Source organism: Clostridioides sp. ES-S-0049-02 (assembly GCF_020658465.1).
Taxonomy (GTDB): domain Bacteria; phylum Bacillota; class Clostridia; order Peptostreptococcales; family Peptostreptococcaceae; genus Clostridioides.
The window spans coordinates 764,150-781,906 of the sequence record NZ_JACVWG010000001.1 but is presented as its reverse complement, the minus strand read 5'-3'; the positions used below and the strand labels follow the sequence as shown (position 1 = coordinate 781,906).

The window sequence follows — 17,757 nt, the reverse complement described above, 5'->3', positions numbered from 1 at the left end:
TTAATAAATATATAAAAAAACTGTAAATAAAAAGTAATTTTTACTTACAGTTCTACTTATTTATATAATTTAAAACCTTATTGGTTATCATTTACAGTGTCTTCTAATATATTGCTTTCTGATATATATGATAGAATTGAAAGTCCATACATAACCAAAACTAATGCTGCTGTTATAAGTACTATTCCCATATTTAATACCTCCTTTTGTTTACAGTATACTCTTATTATGTGAAATACTTGTGAATTTAATTTGAACATATTTGTAATTTTACAATAGTATTTTTTTCAAATTAAAAATTATATACTTTTATTAATTCAAGTACAATTAATCGTTTAAATATTAACGCTATTTATCTATATTTATATGATATACCATATAATTACATTTTTCAAATTAAAGTTTTGTAAACTTTTTTTGTAATATGGTGTAGCATAAAATTTTAATATTACAGATATGTAACTCTTATCTTCTAATTAATTTTTATTAAAATCCACTTCACTTCTATGAAAATTCAAGTTTTTATAGATTTAAAAAGGTTAAAAAAATATTCTGTATATAAGTCAATTTGATTACAGTTTTTTTATATTTCAAAAAATATTTTTTCCAAATTTTTATATTAATACTTGACTTTGTCTGTTTTATATTCTAGAATAATTAATAATATTAAGAATATTTAAAGGCTTTGATTAGGAAGAGTAAATCTGAATCGGTTACCAGAGAAGGAAACTATTAGCTGAAAAGTTTCTTTAACTAGAAAGATTGAAAACTACCTATGAGCTTCTATCTGAAGTTATCTTATGATTTTAGTAAGAATAGACGTTTTACTACTTACGTTAAAGTATCAAGTGGATTTTTTAAAATCAATTTGGGTGGAACCGCGGGAAACAGATTCTCGTCCCTTTTTTAGGGATGAGGGTCTTTTTTTATTACCTAAATTCAGTTTTTAAAATATTCTGTATCTAGTTTAATTAGCTAATTAAAAATTTAAAATATATGGAGGATTATAGAAATGTATTATTCAAGTACAAGAGGCACCAAAGAAAAAGTAACTGCATCACAAGCAATAATAAAAGGAATTTCAAACGATGGTGGTCTTTATGTTCCAAGTGAATTTCCAAATGTAAAAAATGAACTTATAGATTTAGTAAATTTAACGTATTCCCAAATAGCATTTTTTGTACTTAGTAAATTTTTATGCGATTTTACTGAATCTGAGATTAAAGATTGTATAACAAATGCATATGACGAAAAATTTGATTGCACTAGTATAGCTCCATTAAATAAAGTAAATGATGCTTATTTCTTAGAATTATATCATGGTCCAACTTTAGCATTTAAGGATATGGCACTTACTATAATGCCTCACCTTCTTAAAACATCTATTAAAAAAGATAATTTAGAAAAAGATGTTGTAATTCTTACTGCTACATCTGGAGATACAGGAAAAGCAGCACTTGAAGGTTTTAAAGATATAGACAAGATAAAAATAATTGTATTCTTTCCAGAAGATGGTGTAAGTGCAGTGCAAAAACTTCAGATGAAGACTCAAACTGGAAAAAATACATATGTAGTTGGTATAAAAGGAAATTTTGACGATGCACAATCTGGTGTAAAGAAAATTTTCTCTAATAAGGAATTTAATGAAAAACTATTAGATAGTAATTATATCTTATCTTCTGCTAATTCAATTAACATAGGAAGACTTCTTCCTCAAGTTGCATACTATTTTTATTCATATATGAAATTGGTAGATAGTGATGAAATAAAGTTAAATGACAAAATAAATTTTGTAGTCCCAACTGGTAACTTTGGTAATATTTTAGCTGGATATTATGCTAAACAAATGGGACTTCCAATAAATAAATTGATATGTGCATCAAATGACAACAATGTACTTTATGACTTCTTTAAAACTGGTATATATGATAAAAATAGAGCATTGAAATTGACTTCTTCACCTTCTATGGATATATTAATTTCAAGTAATTTAGAAAGATTATTATTTGAAATATCAAATAGAAATACTGAAACTGTAAGCAGACTTCTATCTAATCTTAGTGAAGATGGAGTTTATAAAATAAATGAAGATATGAAAAAGAATCTGGCTTCATTCTATGGTGAATATTCTAATGAGGAAGAAGTTAAAAACACGATAAATAATATTTTTAAAAATTACAATTATTTAATCGATACTCATACTGCTGTTGCATATAATTGTTATGAAAAATACAAAAAAGAAACTTCTGATGATACAAAAACTGTTGTTGTAAGTACTGCAAGCCCATTTAAGTTTTCTGAAGATGTTTTAAAATCTATAGACTCCAATTTTGGAAATCTTGATGATTTTGCCATAATAGATAGATTATCAAATATTGCTAAGGTAGATATACCAAAACCTATTAGAAATCTTCAAAATGCAGAAATACTACATAAAGATATTTATGAAAAGGATGAATTAAAAATAGCTATAGAAAAATTCTTAAAGGTATAGGTGATTATTATGTTAGAAATTATAGTTCCTGCAACAAGTGCAAATATAGGTCCAGGATTTGATTGTCTTGGAATTGCTTTAAATATATATAATAAATTTTATGTTGAAGAAATTGAAAGTGGTCTTGAAATAGAAGGTTGCGAAGATGCCTACAAAAATGAAAATAATTTAGTTTATACATCTATGAAATACTTCTTTGATAGAGTTAAGCCAGCTAAAATACCTACTGGTATCAAAATAAAAATCCAAAGTGATGTCCCTATATGTAGAGGTCTTGGTAGTAGTGCCTCTTGTATAGTTGCTGGCGTTATAGCTGCAAATGCTCTATCAAATGCTAATTTAGATAAATGCCAGTTGTTAAATATAGCTTCAGAAATAGAGGGACATCCAGATAATGTTGCTCCTGCTATTTTAGGTAATATGGTTGTTTCTGTTACTGATAATGACAATATACACTACGATATTATAGAAATCCCTAATGAACTCAAATTTTGTGCAATGATACCTAATTTCAAACTGTCAACTGAAAAAGCTAGAGGTGTTTTACCAAAAGAAATACCATATTCTGATGGAGTGTTTAATGTTAGTAGAGTCGCTTTACTTGTGTCTGCACTGTTAAACAAAAACTTTGAGCTTCTTAAAGTAGCTTGTCAAGATAAATTGCATCAAGATTATAGGGGTACTTTAATTGAAAACTACAGTGATATTGTTAAAAAATCTGAACAATTAAATAGTATTGGCGTATTCTTAAGTGGAGCTGGGCCTACTATAATGGCTTTAATAAAAGAAAATGATGATAATTTCGTGTATAATATGAGAGATCATCTATCAAACTTAAAATCTAATTGGGAAATAAAAGAGTTGTGTTGTGATTCTAAAGGAGCAGTTTTAAATATTCTATAATTATTGTCTCACATATAAAATATAACTACTCTTTTATTATAATTTGTAGTATAATAATTAGGACTAGGTAATAATATTAAGTATTATAATCTAGTTCTTTAAACATGTTTACATTGAGGAGGGATTATCATAAAAGAGTTAATAATTGGAGATTTAGTTGCAAAAGTTCCTATAATTCAAGGTGGAATGGGCGTTGGTATATCTAGATCATCACTTGCTGGTGCTGTTGCTAAGCTTGGTGGTGTTGGTGTAGTTTCTGGAGTTCAAATTGGTTATGATGAGGAAGATTTTGAGACTAACACTATAAATGCAAATTTAAGAGCTATAAAAAAACATATTTCCAGAGCAAAAGAAATTTCAAATGGTGGCATTATTGGCATTAATTTCATGGTCGCTATGAAAGAATATGAAACATATGTAAAAGAAGCTGTTAAAGCTGGTGTAGACCTTATAATATCAGGGGCTGGACTTCCTAATAAACTACCATCTTTAGTAAAAGGAAGTAATGTAAAAATAGCACCTATAGTTTCTACTGCAAAAGCTGCTAGTGTAATCTTAAAAATGTGGGATAGAAAAGAGAAAACTACTGCTGACTTAATAGTTGTTGAAGGTCCAAAAGCTGGTGGTCATCTTGGATACTCTAATGAGGAGCTTGATAACATAGATTCTATAGACTATGATAAAGAATTTGTTGAGATATTAAAAGTTGCAAATAATTATGGAGAAAAATTTGGCAAGAACATTCCAGTTGTTGCTGCTGGTGGCATAACTTCTAGTAGTGATGTAAAAAAATATATTGATATGGGAGCAAGTGGTGTACAAGTTGGTACGAGATTTGTTGCTACTTATGAGTGTGATGCACATGAAAACTTTAAAATGGCGTATATAAATGCTACAGAAGAAGATGTACACATAGTTAAAAGCCCTGTAGGTCTTCCTGGACGTGCTATAAGAAATAAATTTATAGAAGATGTTAAAACTAATCGTCCAGAGATAAAAAAATGTTACAACTGTTTGATTCCTTGCAATCCAAAAGAAACACCATACTGTATTTCTCAAGCATTAATTAATGCTGTTAAAGGAGATGTGGAAAATTCACTTTTATTCTGTGGCAATAATGCGTATAAAATTGATAAGTTAAGTTCTGTTGAAGATGTTATCAATGAATTAATTTCTGAATTATAATTTGAAAATTTACAAATTAAATTTTTATTAAGCTAAGGATGTTTAAATATGTTACTAATCAATCTATATTAACATATTTATATCCTTAGCTTATTTATATTCTCATCTTTATTTTTATTAAGATACTATATAAATATAATTTACACCATTATTAATAGTATATTTCAAAATTTCACTTGCTCTTACTTAATTTATTTTCCAATCAATTGTAGAAAATTTCATGTATAAAAACTCAATCACTTATATATCATAATTAAATTTTCTTTGCTTCCTATAATACTGCTTACTGATATAACCCTATCATTGCATATTATTTAATCTTCTTTTACAAGTACATTTGTTATCTCAGCTACATATAGAGTGTGATAATCTTTTTGTGGATACCATCTTCCATCTATCTCTTCATCAATAAAACATTGTGGGTCAATTTTTTGGCAGTGCATTTTTTTACATATAATAGCCAACTTTGCCTCTTTTAAATAAGGTGTACCATTTAAATGTTCTACATTAAATCCTGTTTTAGATATTTTATCCTCTTCTCTGCCAGATACTTTACCACAATAAGAAAGTTCTTCACGAAAATCTTCATCAAAAAAAGTAAGAGAAAATGAATCTGTATTATCTATAAATTCTTTAGTATAACGTTGTGGTCTTATTACTACAAAAGCAACATTTTTTCCCCACATAACTCCAAGTCCACCCCAACTAGCAGTCATTGTATTTACTTTACCTTCTTTTTCAGCTGTTATCAATGTCCAGTCTTTACCTATCAACTTAAATGGATTACTTTTAATTTCTTCTGACATAATCTCTTTAAATTCACTCATACCTCTAATAACCTCTCATTCTATTATATTGATAATACTTTTATTTTCATCATAAATTATTACTAGAATTTACTTTGAAAAACAAAGTATTTTTTATTAAACATATTATAAAGGAGTAAGGATATAGATACCTATTCATTTTCTAATATATTTAATATTTTCACTCAGAGTATATATATACTTTATCTAAGTTAAATATGACTGTTATGTTTTACATGTAAATTATAACAAAAATATCATTTGACTAAATCAAAACTTGATTTATATACCTGGAAAAGGTATTATATTAAAGAGTGCTTAAAATACTTCTTTTGTATATAGGCATGTATAAAATAATAAATAAGGAGAGTGATGAGCAATGGATACTAGTCCGTTGCGGAGAGAATTTTTTACAATTTCATCACTTAATAATATCTAACTTTAAAACTAATACAGATATTCAGTTATATAAATTAGTTAATTAATAGATACTATTAAATGATGAGATTTATATAAAACTGAATAAAGGATGTGTTGCCATGATAAGATATTACAAAACTATAGATTCAAAATTAGAGAAACTTAGTTTTTTTGAAGATGGCTGTTGGATAAATCTTGTTGAACCTAATCATAGTGAAATCAACGAAATTTCTAATTTATTAAATATAGATGTAGAAAGCATAGAATCTGCACTAGATGAAGAAGAGCGCTCAAGAATAGATGTTGAAGACAATCATACTCTTATACTTATAGATATACCAGTAGACGAAAGTGACTCTAATTCTTCTCATTATACTACAATACCCTTAGGTATTATAATAACTCAAGAAGCTATTATAACAGTTTGTAATGCACAAACTAAGATTTTAAATGACTTTATAGTTGGTCATATTAAAGATTTTTTTACATTTAAAAAAACTCGCTTCTTGCTTCAAATTCTTCATAAAAATGCAGCTTATTACTTGCATTACTTAAGAAAAATAAATAAAATGACAATCATAATAGAGCGAGAAATTTACAAATCTATGAAAAATAAAGAACTAGTACAACTATTGGAATTAGAAAAGTCTTTGGTATACTTCTCTACCTCTTTAAAGTCCAATGAATTGGTCTTAAACAAGATGGTTAGAACTGCTGGTATAAAGAAATATCCAGATGATGAAGACCTCTTAGAAGATGTTATAGTCGAAAATAGACAGGCTCTTGATATGGCTAAAATCTATGGAGATATATTGAGTAGAATTATGGATGCTTTCAGTGCAATTATAAGTAATAATCAAAATAATGTTATGCAATTTTTAACAGTAGTTACACTAATTTTCTCAATACCTACAATAATATCAGGATTCTTTGGTATGAATGTTATCAATATGCCATTTTCTGATAACCCAAATGGATTTTGGATAATTATGCTCATTACTTCTATAATATGCATAATAATTACATTTTTTATGTCAAGAAACAAGCTATTATAAAATATTAATAAGAAAAAGCCATTAGAGTTAATTAATTTACATTTACTCCAATGGCTTTTATTTATTTTAAAAATACTCTTTTTATCAGGTTTTTTAATTATCATATTCTTCATCTATACTCATTTCAGTTTCAAGACCTTCCAACATTGAGTCTAAACTTTCTTTTATGTTCAATATATAAATTGGAACATACTCTTCTTCATCAAGTATTTCTTCCTGTAATTTAAATGGTGGAATTAATATTTCATCAAAGTTTATATTTAGTTTAGGGAAATCTTCTACTATTTCTCCACAGTTATCATATTCTTCATCTGCTAGAGAAATATACATATCTAAACTTTTTTTGTAGTAAAGTCCTGCAAGCATGTATTCACACTTCTTACTCCCAAATTTAATACCTTCTTTATAATATTTTTCAGCTTCTGCATCATCATTTAATTTTAAATAAATTTGCCCTAAATTATATATTGATTCAACACAACCTTGTGCTCTAGCCTTCTCATACCAGTATTTGGAATTAACATAATCTTTGTAAAACATATCATAAATAAGTCCTACCATGTGTTGAGCATATATATTATTTTCATTAGCAGGTGTGTCAAGCATCATTTTAGATTCTTCTAGTTTTCCTTCTCTAAAATAAATTCTACCTAAATGTATACGCGCATTCATATGATTTTTACTACTTGCCATCTCAAAATACTTTCTAGCATTTTTTGTATTTCCTAAATTCTCATATATACATCCCAATCTATAGCTAGATTTGGTATCTCCATTTTCAGATGCTTTTTTATACCAACTTATAGCTTCTTCTATGTTATTTAAATCTTCATATATATTCCCTAATTTTATTTGACACGATACATTATTTGGAATTCTAGAATAATATGAAACTGCTTTTTCTATATCTTGATTTTGATAATATAAGTCTCCAAGATTCTCAAGAGAACTTTTACATCCAACAGCTATAGCATCTTCATAGTACTTTATAGCATTTTCATAATCTTTTTCTTCAAAATATATACCTGCTAGATTGTTTTTAGCTTCTGTTATATCATCTTCTGCTGCCATTTTATAATAAGTCTTTGCTTTTTCTATCTCATTCTCTCTATTATATAAATTTGCAAGTCTATATTTAGAAAGTGTGTGATTTTTTTCTATTGCTTTTTCATAATAATAAATTGCGTCTCCTAATTCTTCTTTTCTATCATATACATATGCAAGTCTATACTCAGATTTTACATCTTCTCTATCTGCGCTCTTTTTATAATATCTCTCTGCTTCTTCCAAATTATCATTGATTTCCATAATCATACCCAAGTTAAAACAACCTTTCATATGACCAGACTTATACAATTGCTTATATAGACTTACTGTAGATTTATTGTCCTTCTTCTTTCCATTTAGTATTGCTAGATTATACTTCGCATCATCATCTAAAAGTACAGAACCTTTTTTATAATATTCATATGCCTCATCTTCTTTTTCTAAAAATGTATACAATACTCCTAGATTAAAACAAGCCTTACCTAGATTATTATCTGCTGCTTCTTTTAACCACTTTTCGCATCTTATAAAATCTTTCATTTTAAAATGGCATACACCTAAATTATTTTGTGCTTGTAAATATCCTATAGTAGCTATTTTCTCATACCAGTATATAGCATACTCATATCCATCTAATCTATAATACATATTACCCAAATCAAATGCAGCATCTTCACTTCCATTCTTATATGCCATTGAATACCATTTTTCTGCTTCTTTAAATTGCTTTTTATTTTCATATATATTTCCCAAAGTATATTGAGATTTTACATAATTATCTAATGCTGCACTTTTATATAATTCTATTGCACTTTCTGTCTTTCCCATTTTTTCAAAAAGAGCTCCCTTAGTATGTATAACTTTGGGGTCACTAGATATATTTTTTATTTTTCTTATAGAAAATTTTGTGTTTTTCATTATTCGCTACCTACCCATTTTATAAAATATATTCTCTCAAACATTATTATACATTATAAACCATAATTAATGCTATAATATTGAATTTTTACCTTTTGTCACTATATTGTAATATTGAATTTTAAATTTTATAATCATTAGATTTTATTATTGAGTTGGTATATAATGTATATATAGGGGGGACATTTTATGAATTTCAGCAATATTTTTGTTCAAGTTGCAGTTTTATTTATAATTATTTTAGTAGGATACTTTGTCAGAAAATTCAACTTATTAGATGAACACTGTACATCTAAACTTTCAAATTTGACAATGACTATTTTTTTACCATCTATGATAATTAGTTCTATGCAGATTAACTTTGATAATAAAATGATACAAAAAATACTACTATTATTATTTATATCCTTAGTTATGTATATAGTTTCTATTATAATTGCTTTTTTGTTAAAATACATTTTAAAATGTGAAGATACAAAAGACCTGGGGATATATCAGTATATAGTTGTTTTTTCAAATGTAGCTTTCATGGGTTATCCTGTAATTGAAGCAGTTCTAGGCCATGAAGCTATATTCTACACCGCTATTTTTAATCTACCATTTAACTTGTTTTCTTTTACTTTGGGAATTTACTTGTTATCTAAAGGTAGTACCACTAAAGGATTTTCAATGAAATCACTTATAAGCCCTGCTACAATAGCAGTAGTTATTGGTTTATTTTTATTTATAACAGGTCTTAGATTACCTCAGTTTATAAATGATCCACTTAAGATGTTAGGAGATATGACTACACCAATATCTATGATTATTATTGGTAGTTTGCTTGCTAATTCTTCAGCAATAGATTGTTTTGTAAATAAAAGATTATATCTAGTTACTATTGTAAGATTATTAGTACTTCCTGTGATTATATACTTTATTCTAAAAGGGTGGGTTAATGATAAAATGATTTTAGCTATACCAGTAGTAATTTCTTCTATGCCTGCTGCTGCAAATACTGCTATATTTGCTAATCAATATGATTCTAATGTAACACTAGCCTCACAATGTGTATTTTTTACGACATTATTTTCAGTTATATCAATACCTTTTATAAGTATTTTTTTACTATCTTGATTTATTCTTTTATGTATTATATAATAATAGACTCAATAAATTACAAATATAAACAATTTATTATAGTGTATTGATGGAATTTTTTCCTAGATATTTGTCAATAATATCTATATGTATGATAGAATAGGAGGCTTAAATATGGATATAGATTTACTCTTTAAAATAGTATTTGCTATAGTTGCTATAGGCGTTTCTGTAAAAATTATAAAAACTGTTGCTAGTCTAGCTTTTAAGGTAGCTTTGATATTGCTAATAATTCTATTTGTATATAGAATGTTTTTATAAATTTTCGATAATAAAGTTTTTAAAATATAATAGAGAAGTAATATTAAATTATCTTTAATGAAAATTCTTTATTAATAGATAATCTATTCTACTTCTCTATTTTTATTGGAATGAGTTAAATTAAATCTTTATTATATCTTCCCATGATATAAACATCTTCAAATTTTCCATCTCTAATTACAGCATATTTTTTAGTTCCTTCTATTTCAAATCCCAGTTTTTTGTATAAGTTTAATCCCTTTTCATTGTCTACAATTACTTCTAACCCTACTCTCATCAACTTAATCCAATTGTCTGCTATGTCTAAAAGTTGTTCCATAAGCTTTTGACCTACTCCTATACCATGATACTTTTCATCAACGGTTATTCCTAGTTCTGCACTATGTCTTAATCTTGGAGATGGATTCACATGTAAACCAGCAAAACCTATTACATTTTTTTCTCCATCATTATCAATTTCAGCCACAAACATATAATCATTTTCACCTAGAGAATCTAGCATAGCTATAGTTCTATCCAGCCTATCACTCATTAATGCTAGTGTATTTCTCATAACATTATATGCTCTTCTCATTTCATTAATCGATTTCGCGTCTTCCCTTCTTACTGGTCTTATTACTATGTCTAATGCTTTACTCATACTGTATTCCCCCCTAAACATAACCCTCTTTTTAAATTAATACCTACAATCTTTATTTTATACTGTTTAAATCTATGTATGCTTCTATTTGAGGTATATATATCATATTATCCTTTATATGTGTATTTCCAAACTCTTTTAGTTCAGTGCCATCTTTATCTTTAGTTATTTTGTATTTAATTGATTCTTCTCCTTCGTTTACTTCAGCATGAAAAAACATCCCTTCATATTGTTTAAATCTAAAATTAAAATTATCTTTAGTAAGCCTTATTATCATAATATTTTTTACTCCTTATACAATTGTTATTTTTAATTATTATTAGTTATACATAAATTGTTTATTCATATGAATATTATAACTTATCATTTATTTAGTATAAAGTCATAAATATAAATAACTATACCTATTTTACAATATAACTTTAATTGATATATAATATATTTATATAAATTAAAGTCTGCGAGGTGAAATATGAGTAAAAAAATAAAATATTTTTCTTTAATCCTTTTTCCTATTGCTTTGTTTTTAAATTTCATAGCAAGTAAAATTCCACATATTGTTGAAAAATATTATTCTCAAGCCATAGATAAAAAAGTTATACAGCTATTAAGTAAAGTTTCAGGAATATTTCCATTTTCTATCTACGAAATTACAATGTACATAATAGTTATATCTATTTTTTTATTTTTATGTTCTATTGTATTTACAATTTTCAAAAAGAATAGAAATTTAAAGACATTTTTAAAGAATTCTATTTTAAATATATTATCCATTTTATCAATAGTTTATTTTCTTTTTGTAGTACTTTGGGGTATAAACTACAATAGAGTTCCACTCGAGAATACCCTTATCAACCAATACAATTTAAAAAACAACAGTTCTGTCCAATCAAAGCAACATAGTACTAAAGAACTTTCTGAGTTATATAAATTTTTGGTAGCTAAAGCAAATGAAACTAGAAAACTTACACTACAAGATAAAAATGGTGTCGTAAAATCTAATACAGATTATAAAGGTGTCATAAATAGAGCTCAATTAGGATATGATAAAATTTCATATATTTTACCTAGTGCTAGTGGTAGTTACTCTAAGCCAAAGTATGTTATTTCATCACATCTTATGTGTTATACAGGAATAACTGGTATATACTTTCCCTTTACAGGTGAGGCAAATATTAATATTGCAATCCCTGACTTATATATTCCTTGTACAGTTGGTCATGAAATGGCACATCAGAGAGGATTTGCTAGTGAAGATGAAGCTAACTTTATAGGTTATCTTACTTCAATAAAACATCCTGATATTGATTTTAATTATTCTGGCTATATTTTGGCCTTAAATTATACTGCTTCTGCTTTAAGCAAAGTTGACTATAAGGCATATGCTGATATTTCTGCTGGTATTTCAGAGTCTGTTCGTAGGGATTTAAAAAATGAGAGTGAATTTTGGCAAAGATATGAAGGTAAAATCGATAAAATTTCCAATGGGTTTAATAATTCTTATTTAAAAGCTAATGGAATTGCTGAAGGAACTCAAAGTTATGGTAAAATGGTTGATTTATTGCTAACTTATTATGAATTATATCCATATAATTAAGAGTATTTATAGAGAATGGAAAAATAGATAAAAAATTGCTATTTTTATCTATTTTTCTACTATTTAATAGTTTATTTTTTATAAGTTCATTATTAAAAACAAACTATTTCTAAGTATTTACTACATGTATACTTATGATACAAGGAAGAATTATAGTATATATTCTTAAATAGGTTCTAAATTGAATAGCATTCATTATCTTTTTTATCCAATAAAAAAAGCACCTATCAAAAGTTGATACATGCCTATAATCTTATGTATATCTGTCTATGGTATATCTATCTATAAGATTCATTTTCACAATTAAAATACATCTGTAAAAATGTCTATTTCCATTGGAACAATAAGTATTTAGCTGGCTTAACACCAATTAAGTGTATACCTGATTTTATCTTATTAGTGTCAAATATTACTTACAGTAATTTTCTAACACATTAGTTGACACTGATTTTCCTTGAAAATCTTTCATCCAAGTCTCATATGATGAATTTTTCCATGCACTACCATCAGTAAATGTTACTTGCTTTACACATGATATAATATACTTCACATCATGCTTTCCAGTTGATTGGTTCCATTTATCAAACAATAAAGAAGCATCATTTTGATTCTTACCTGGAACTATTGCATTTTTCTTTGCATATTCTTTCTCTATTTGTTGCCATTCTTTCAGCCATTTTTCTACCCATGCCTTACCTTGTTGTTTTTCAAACATACTTATTATATCTTTTGGTGGTGATTGTTGCACTCTTCTATAAGTATGTGAGTATGCTTTCTTAGATACAGGAGATATACCTGCAACAATACCATAATCTACACCATCTGTACCAAATCCAACACTTCCTACCTCTCCATTTGTGGCTACATTTTGAGCATCCCAATATAGTTCAAGTGGTTTTCCGTTTTTGTCATATGCAAGACACACAATTTCATAATCTATGATTGCCTTTTTACTGTTATTCTTAACACTTATAACATTGCTAGGCCAATGATATGGACTATCATCAAACTGTATTTTGCTATTGTTTATGGCTAGTGGAAGATTTTTATTATTGGCAATACCTTTGCTATTTGAAATGTCTAAAACCTTCTGTGTTGAAGTACTTTCTGAATTTGTTAAGTATACACTTGTTTGTTCTGAATTGGTTGTATTAAGAGAAAAGGCCGTTGTCGTACCAGTAACCAATAAAGCAATAACCAAAATAGGCAATCTATATATTTTTTTATATCCCACAAGTTGCTCTCCTTTCTATTATTAATCTTTACTAAAACATTTTGTAAAATGCATTGATATTTGTGTTGACATAATACATCAATAGTTTTAGTAACTAAATATTACCATAATAGTAATTATATTTCAATACTACTGTTGTAATTTTCATTTTAGTAAATATAATTTTATTATAATAAATATAGAATGGATTTTGGTACTCACTTATATAATTGAATCATAATATATAAAACTTATTTAACAATATGATGTTAAAACAACAATATATATTTAAAAGATACTAAAAGATTTATTTACAAATACAATTCATTAAATATTGGAAACGGAGCTTTATAATCATTTAAATGATTATAGCTATTACAATAAGAATAAAGATGCTAAAATTCTATAAATAGACATAGAAATAAAAGGTATTTCTACTCAGAGTATATCAAGACATCATATGCCTCATTCACTATTAGCTAAAAGTTACTGATAAAGTTATGCATTTGACTCTTGAATGGTAAAATAGACCACCTGATATGATTTATCCAATTGTATTTTATAAATTCAATACATTATAAGACTAGAAGCGAAAGTAGAATAAATAAACAAATCAACATGTATAGCTATAGATATTAATTTAGAAAGTTTAAATATAAAAAAGGATTTTTAAAAGATTTTAAAAAATATAAAAATAAGACTATGCTTCTCTCAGCCATAGCCTTACTAATAAATATTTCCAAGTTTAATTTAACTATCGTCTAATTTCACTATCCTTTAACAATTTATTATATTTGTTTTTATGAGTATACTAAGTAAATTATTTATAATATTAAATTTTCACAATTACTATTATTATTACCTATTATTTCTTCTTCAAATATATTAGAATTCATTAATTTTATTATACATACAAAATCGTTATCTTTATCTACAATATTTTCTAAATCATGTTTCAAACTCATAATTTTAGATGGAGTTATTTCTCCTCTAAAAACTGATTTTTGGAAATGTGAAAGATACTTTTTACATATTTTAAAAACTTTATTTACTCTTTTTTCTCCTACATCATAAACCACAAATACATAATTATAATTTAAATTACTTTTCTTTTTCATATATAATATATTACTTAAACTGAAAAACATATAAACTTTCAATAAATCAAAATGTTATAATTATTTTTCAGAACTTCCTCCTTTCATATTTTCAACTATCTCTGAGAATTTCTACTTTTAATTTGCACTATTATAATAGTATATTATGTATATTTAATAATAATATCACTATTATAATTCTAGTGTTATTACATTAAGGAATTTTATTTATTTTTAAAATTATAGACTATATTTTAAATTATAAGGAATAAATTCTTTTTGTTCCATTATACATTTTAATATTTTATAAGCATCTAGTTTTATACATGTTTTCAAACTTACCTTTCTTTTCAATTTTGGATGCTCTTTTACAGATTCTAACCTTTCTTCTAAGGAATTTATAAAAAGCTGTTTTCCTTCATCATTTAAAATACAATAATTCAATTTTTTATCAAAATGTTTTTCAACATTTATTTTTCTATTATTTACTAAATCAAATATAGTTTTAAATGTTACTGCATGTTTAAAATTTTCACTTAAGTCTAAGCTTAAAGAAAATCTACTTTCACTTGGTTCATGTAAGAAACTTACACTTTGATTTAGATGGGTATTATATATAGCAGTTACAGTTTTAGCATATAATATACTATTTCCAAATGATATCATAGCATTTAGGGGATTATCTGGTGGTCTCTTAACTCTTTTATTAAAAATAAATTCTTCTCTTAAAATATATTTAAAGGAAGAGTAAAATATTTGCCAAATATCTCCTTCAACTGATAATATTTCTTTTATATTATTCGATTTTTCTAATTTATTTAGAGAATCTTTTTTTAGATGTGATAATAATGGTTGTATTTCTGAATTTCCATGTTTATAATAATGTGATAATGTATTTATTGTATTAATCCTTATACCATTAACTATAGATTTTGCTATTTCTTCTCTTCTATTCTCAAAGGTTTTTACCTGAGCTACAGTTACCTTTCCACTTATCAAAAATTCTTTAGGATAAAAGGTTCCGCTATATCCACCATAGTAATTAAAAAAATGAACAACAATATTTGCTCTCGATAAAAAATCAAGTAATTTAGAATTTAATGATACTTCATTTAAACAAAATATTTCGCTAGTATTTTCTACTGGTATGTACACATTCTTTCCATTTTTTCTAAAGCATATTGAATTGTCTTTTCTTGAAAGCTCTCCCATTGAGCCAATATATTTTGTCTTTCCCAATAATGACACCTCCTTATATGTTGTTATCTAATTTTATATATAACAATACTCATAATAAGCGCATTTTTTACACCCTTTTTTTAAATCTGGATATGGTGCTTTATCCCTATTTATTAAATCGACAATGTCCTTTTCTATAGATACAAGCTGTTTTTCAGTTTCTTCTCTCAAATCTACAAAAACTATTTTTTTGTCGGTTTTGTTTTTTTCTATAAATTCAATTTTTCCTTTTCTAACAATTCCTTTTTCTTTTAATATTTTTAAGTATAAAAGAACTTGCCATTTGACAGCTTCTACATCAGCATCAGACTTTTTAATCTCTACTAAATATTCTTTTGTTAATTTATCTATCTTTATATTTTCAATTGCAATTTCTTTATGTTTTGAATTTTTTTCTTTTAGCTCATGAAGAATTCTACCTATTTTTACATCTTCACTATTTTCTTCTAGGTTTATTCTATTGCCAAGTAGCCAACATTGTCTTTTACAATGAAAATAGTAATTTATTAAAGTTCCTGTAAGCTTCATAATATCACCTATTTATTTGATTATTTATATATAAGTATATCATATATTGTCTTATTCAGAATATTAAAATTTATAATTTTACAATATAATTTACTATAAAATTATTTTTATTTAATTTAATATTGTATAATAATTTAAATACATCTCATGTTACTGTTTAACTTTAGTAATGATATAGAAATAAAATATAAATTAAAATTTAAATACATCTCATATTACTGTTTAACTTTTAGAGTGCAACATGAAAAAAAGTTTATATGGTTATTTAAATACATCTCATGTTACTGTTTAACCCCTGACCCTAATCCTCCAAGTGATATACCTTTGGTATTTAAATACATCTCATGTTACTGTTTAACTGTGATAGTTATTAACTACTTTATTATTAACCTTAGATTTAAATACATCTCATGTTACTGTTTAACTCTCTTTACTAAATTTCTTATAACTTTCTTTCTCTGATTTAAATACATCTCATGTTACTGTTTAACCATTTAATATTTATAATGTAAATGCAGATTTATACTTGATTTAAATACATCTCATGTTACTGTTTAACGATTATGCTTACAGACTTAGTTATAGAGATTGTTTATTTAAATACATCTCATGTTACTGTTTAACGTCATTAAATACTGCTTTTCTGATGTCATTATCTCTATTTAAATACATCTCATGTTACTGTTTAACGCAAGAAGTCTGCCAACTCAAAATACTTAAAGTTAGATTTAAATACATCTCATGTTACTGTTTAACAAATTCTCTAATTTCTCTTTCTGAAAAATTGTCCCTATTTAAATACATCTCATGTTACTGTTTAACAACTGATATTTTAAAGACTACTGATTTTTCTACTGGATTTAAATACATCTCATGTTACTGTTTAACCAAAAAAGAATACGAGATTGGAAAATGGGCTGTAGATTTAAATACATCTCATGTTACTGTTTAACCTTGTATGCTTATTTATTACTTATATAGTGTTGTTAATTTAAATACATCTCATGTTACTGTTTAACAAATACTCAAATACATATCATTGTCGGGGTGTTGGATTTAAATACATCTCATGTTACTGTTTAACTTTAAATAGACTTCTAATCCTTCACAAATATATTTAATTTAAATACATCTCATGTTACTGTTTAACAATTCGTTTCAAGCGCAAACTGGAAAAAGTACAGTATTTAAATACATCTCATGTTACTGTTTAA

The 17,757-nt window shown here is 26.0% G+C and carries 15 protein-coding genes, 1 CRISPR repeat array and 1 other annotated feature (1 of these 17 running past the window's edge); of the genes, 7 read left to right on the top strand and 8 right to left on the bottom strand.

What is annotated here, in order from left to right:
- The first annotated feature begins 676 nt into the window (after positions 1-676).
- Positions 677-906 (top strand) — a binding site (T-box leader).
- A gap of 106 nt (positions 907-1,012) precedes the next feature.
- The 3 genes from thrC (at position 1,013) to IC213_RS03475 (ending at position 4,582) form a co-directional block, all read left to right on the top strand.
- Positions 1,013-2,494: a threonine synthase gene (thrC, locus tag IC213_RS03485; RefSeq protein WP_227434771.1), complete on the top strand. Its 1,482-nt coding sequence runs from the start codon at positions 1,013-1,015 to the stop codon at positions 2,492-2,494.
- Between the two features lie 9 nt (positions 2,495-2,503).
- The gene (thrB, locus tag IC213_RS03480) at positions 2,504-3,397 is read left to right on the top strand and encodes a homoserine kinase (RefSeq protein WP_227482558.1); all 894 of its coding nucleotides are present in this window, start codon (positions 2,504-2,506) and stop codon (positions 3,395-3,397) included.
- 126 nt (positions 3,398-3,523) lie between these two features.
- Positions 3,524-4,582: an NAD(P)H-dependent flavin oxidoreductase gene (locus IC213_RS03475; RefSeq protein ID WP_255606541.1), complete on the top strand. Its 1,059-nt coding sequence runs from the start codon at positions 3,524-3,526 to the stop codon at positions 4,580-4,582.
- Between the two features lie 314 nt (positions 4,583-4,896).
- On the opposite strand, the gene IC213_RS03470 is transcribed toward IC213_RS03475, so the two are convergent.
- Positions 4,897-5,409 (bottom strand): flavin reductase family protein, encoded by a 513-nt coding sequence (locus IC213_RS03470; protein WP_227850989.1) that lies wholly within the window; start codon positions 5,407-5,409, stop codon positions 4,897-4,899.
- Between the two features lie 518 nt (positions 5,410-5,927).
- Here IC213_RS03470 and IC213_RS03465 point away from each other — a divergent pair.
- The gene (locus IC213_RS03465; RefSeq protein WP_227434774.1) at positions 5,928-6,863 is read left to right on the top strand and encodes a magnesium transporter CorA family protein; all 936 of its coding nucleotides are present in this window, start codon (positions 5,928-5,930) and stop codon (positions 6,861-6,863) included.
- 93 nt (positions 6,864-6,956) lie between these two features.
- On the opposite strand, the gene IC213_RS03460 is transcribed toward IC213_RS03465, so the two are convergent.
- Positions 6,957-8,828 carry a tetratricopeptide repeat protein gene (locus tag IC213_RS03460; RefSeq protein WP_227434775.1) on the bottom strand — a complete coding sequence of 624 codons (1,872 nt, stop codon included), beginning with the start codon at positions 8,826-8,828 and terminating at the stop codon, positions 6,957-6,959.
- 189 nt (positions 8,829-9,017) lie between these two features.
- Between IC213_RS03460 and IC213_RS03455 the strand changes: the two genes are divergently transcribed.
- Positions 9,018-9,944 carry an AEC family transporter gene (locus IC213_RS03455; RefSeq protein WP_227835461.1) on the top strand — a complete coding sequence of 309 codons (927 nt, stop codon included), beginning with the start codon at positions 9,018-9,020 and terminating at the stop codon, positions 9,942-9,944.
- A gap of 138 nt (positions 9,945-10,082) precedes the next feature.
- Positions 10,083-10,229: a hypothetical protein gene (locus IC213_RS03450; protein ID WP_227434777.1), complete on the top strand. Its 147-nt coding sequence runs from the start codon at positions 10,083-10,085 to the stop codon at positions 10,227-10,229.
- Positions 10,230-10,344: 115 nt separating this feature from the next.
- Here IC213_RS03450 and IC213_RS03445 read toward each other — a convergent pair whose 3' ends face one another.
- Positions 10,345-10,869, bottom strand: a complete 525-nt coding sequence (locus IC213_RS03445) for a GNAT family N-acetyltransferase (RefSeq protein WP_227850988.1) — start codon at positions 10,867-10,869, stop codon at positions 10,345-10,347.
- A gap of 52 nt (positions 10,870-10,921) precedes the next feature.
- On the bottom strand, positions 10,922-11,146 hold the full coding sequence (locus IC213_RS03440) for a hypothetical protein (protein ID WP_227482555.1): 225 nt from the start codon (positions 11,144-11,146) through the stop codon (positions 10,922-10,924).
- A gap of 195 nt (positions 11,147-11,341) precedes the next feature.
- Here IC213_RS03440 and IC213_RS03435 point away from each other — a divergent pair, with 195 nt between their 5' ends.
- Positions 11,342-12,466, top strand: coding sequence for a DUF3810 domain-containing protein (locus tag IC213_RS03435; RefSeq protein ID WP_227434780.1), 1,125 nt, complete (start codon positions 11,342-11,344; stop codon positions 12,464-12,466).
- A 409-nt stretch (positions 12,467-12,875) separates the two neighbouring features.
- On the opposite strand, the gene IC213_RS03430 is transcribed toward IC213_RS03435, so the two are convergent.
- The 4 genes from IC213_RS03430 to cas4 form a co-directional block, all read right to left on the bottom strand.
- A complete protein-coding gene (locus IC213_RS03430; protein ID WP_227824009.1) occupies positions 12,876-13,700 on the bottom strand; it encodes a DUF5780 domain-containing protein in 825 nt (274 codons plus the stop codon).
- 803 nt (positions 13,701-14,503) lie between these two features.
- Positions 14,504-14,797, bottom strand: coding sequence for a CRISPR-associated endonuclease Cas2 (cas2, locus tag IC213_RS03425; protein WP_227835458.1), 294 nt, complete (start codon positions 14,795-14,797; stop codon positions 14,504-14,506).
- Positions 14,798-15,016: 219 nt separating this feature from the next.
- Positions 15,017-16,024 carry a type I-B CRISPR-associated endonuclease Cas1b gene (gene cas1b, locus IC213_RS03420; RefSeq protein ID WP_413927292.1) on the bottom strand — a complete coding sequence of 336 codons (1,008 nt, stop codon included), beginning with the start codon at positions 16,022-16,024 and terminating at the stop codon, positions 15,017-15,019.
- A 24-nt stretch (positions 16,025-16,048) separates the two neighbouring features.
- Entirely contained in the window at positions 16,049-16,543 is a 495-nt protein-coding gene (gene cas4, locus IC213_RS03415; RefSeq protein WP_227835456.1) for a CRISPR-associated protein Cas4, read from the bottom strand.
- 132 nt (positions 16,544-16,675) lie between these two features.
- Positions 16,676-17,757: direct repeats of the CRISPR family, unit length 30 nt; unit sequence ATTTAAATACATCTCATGTTACTGTTTAAC (it continues 792 nt past the right edge of the window).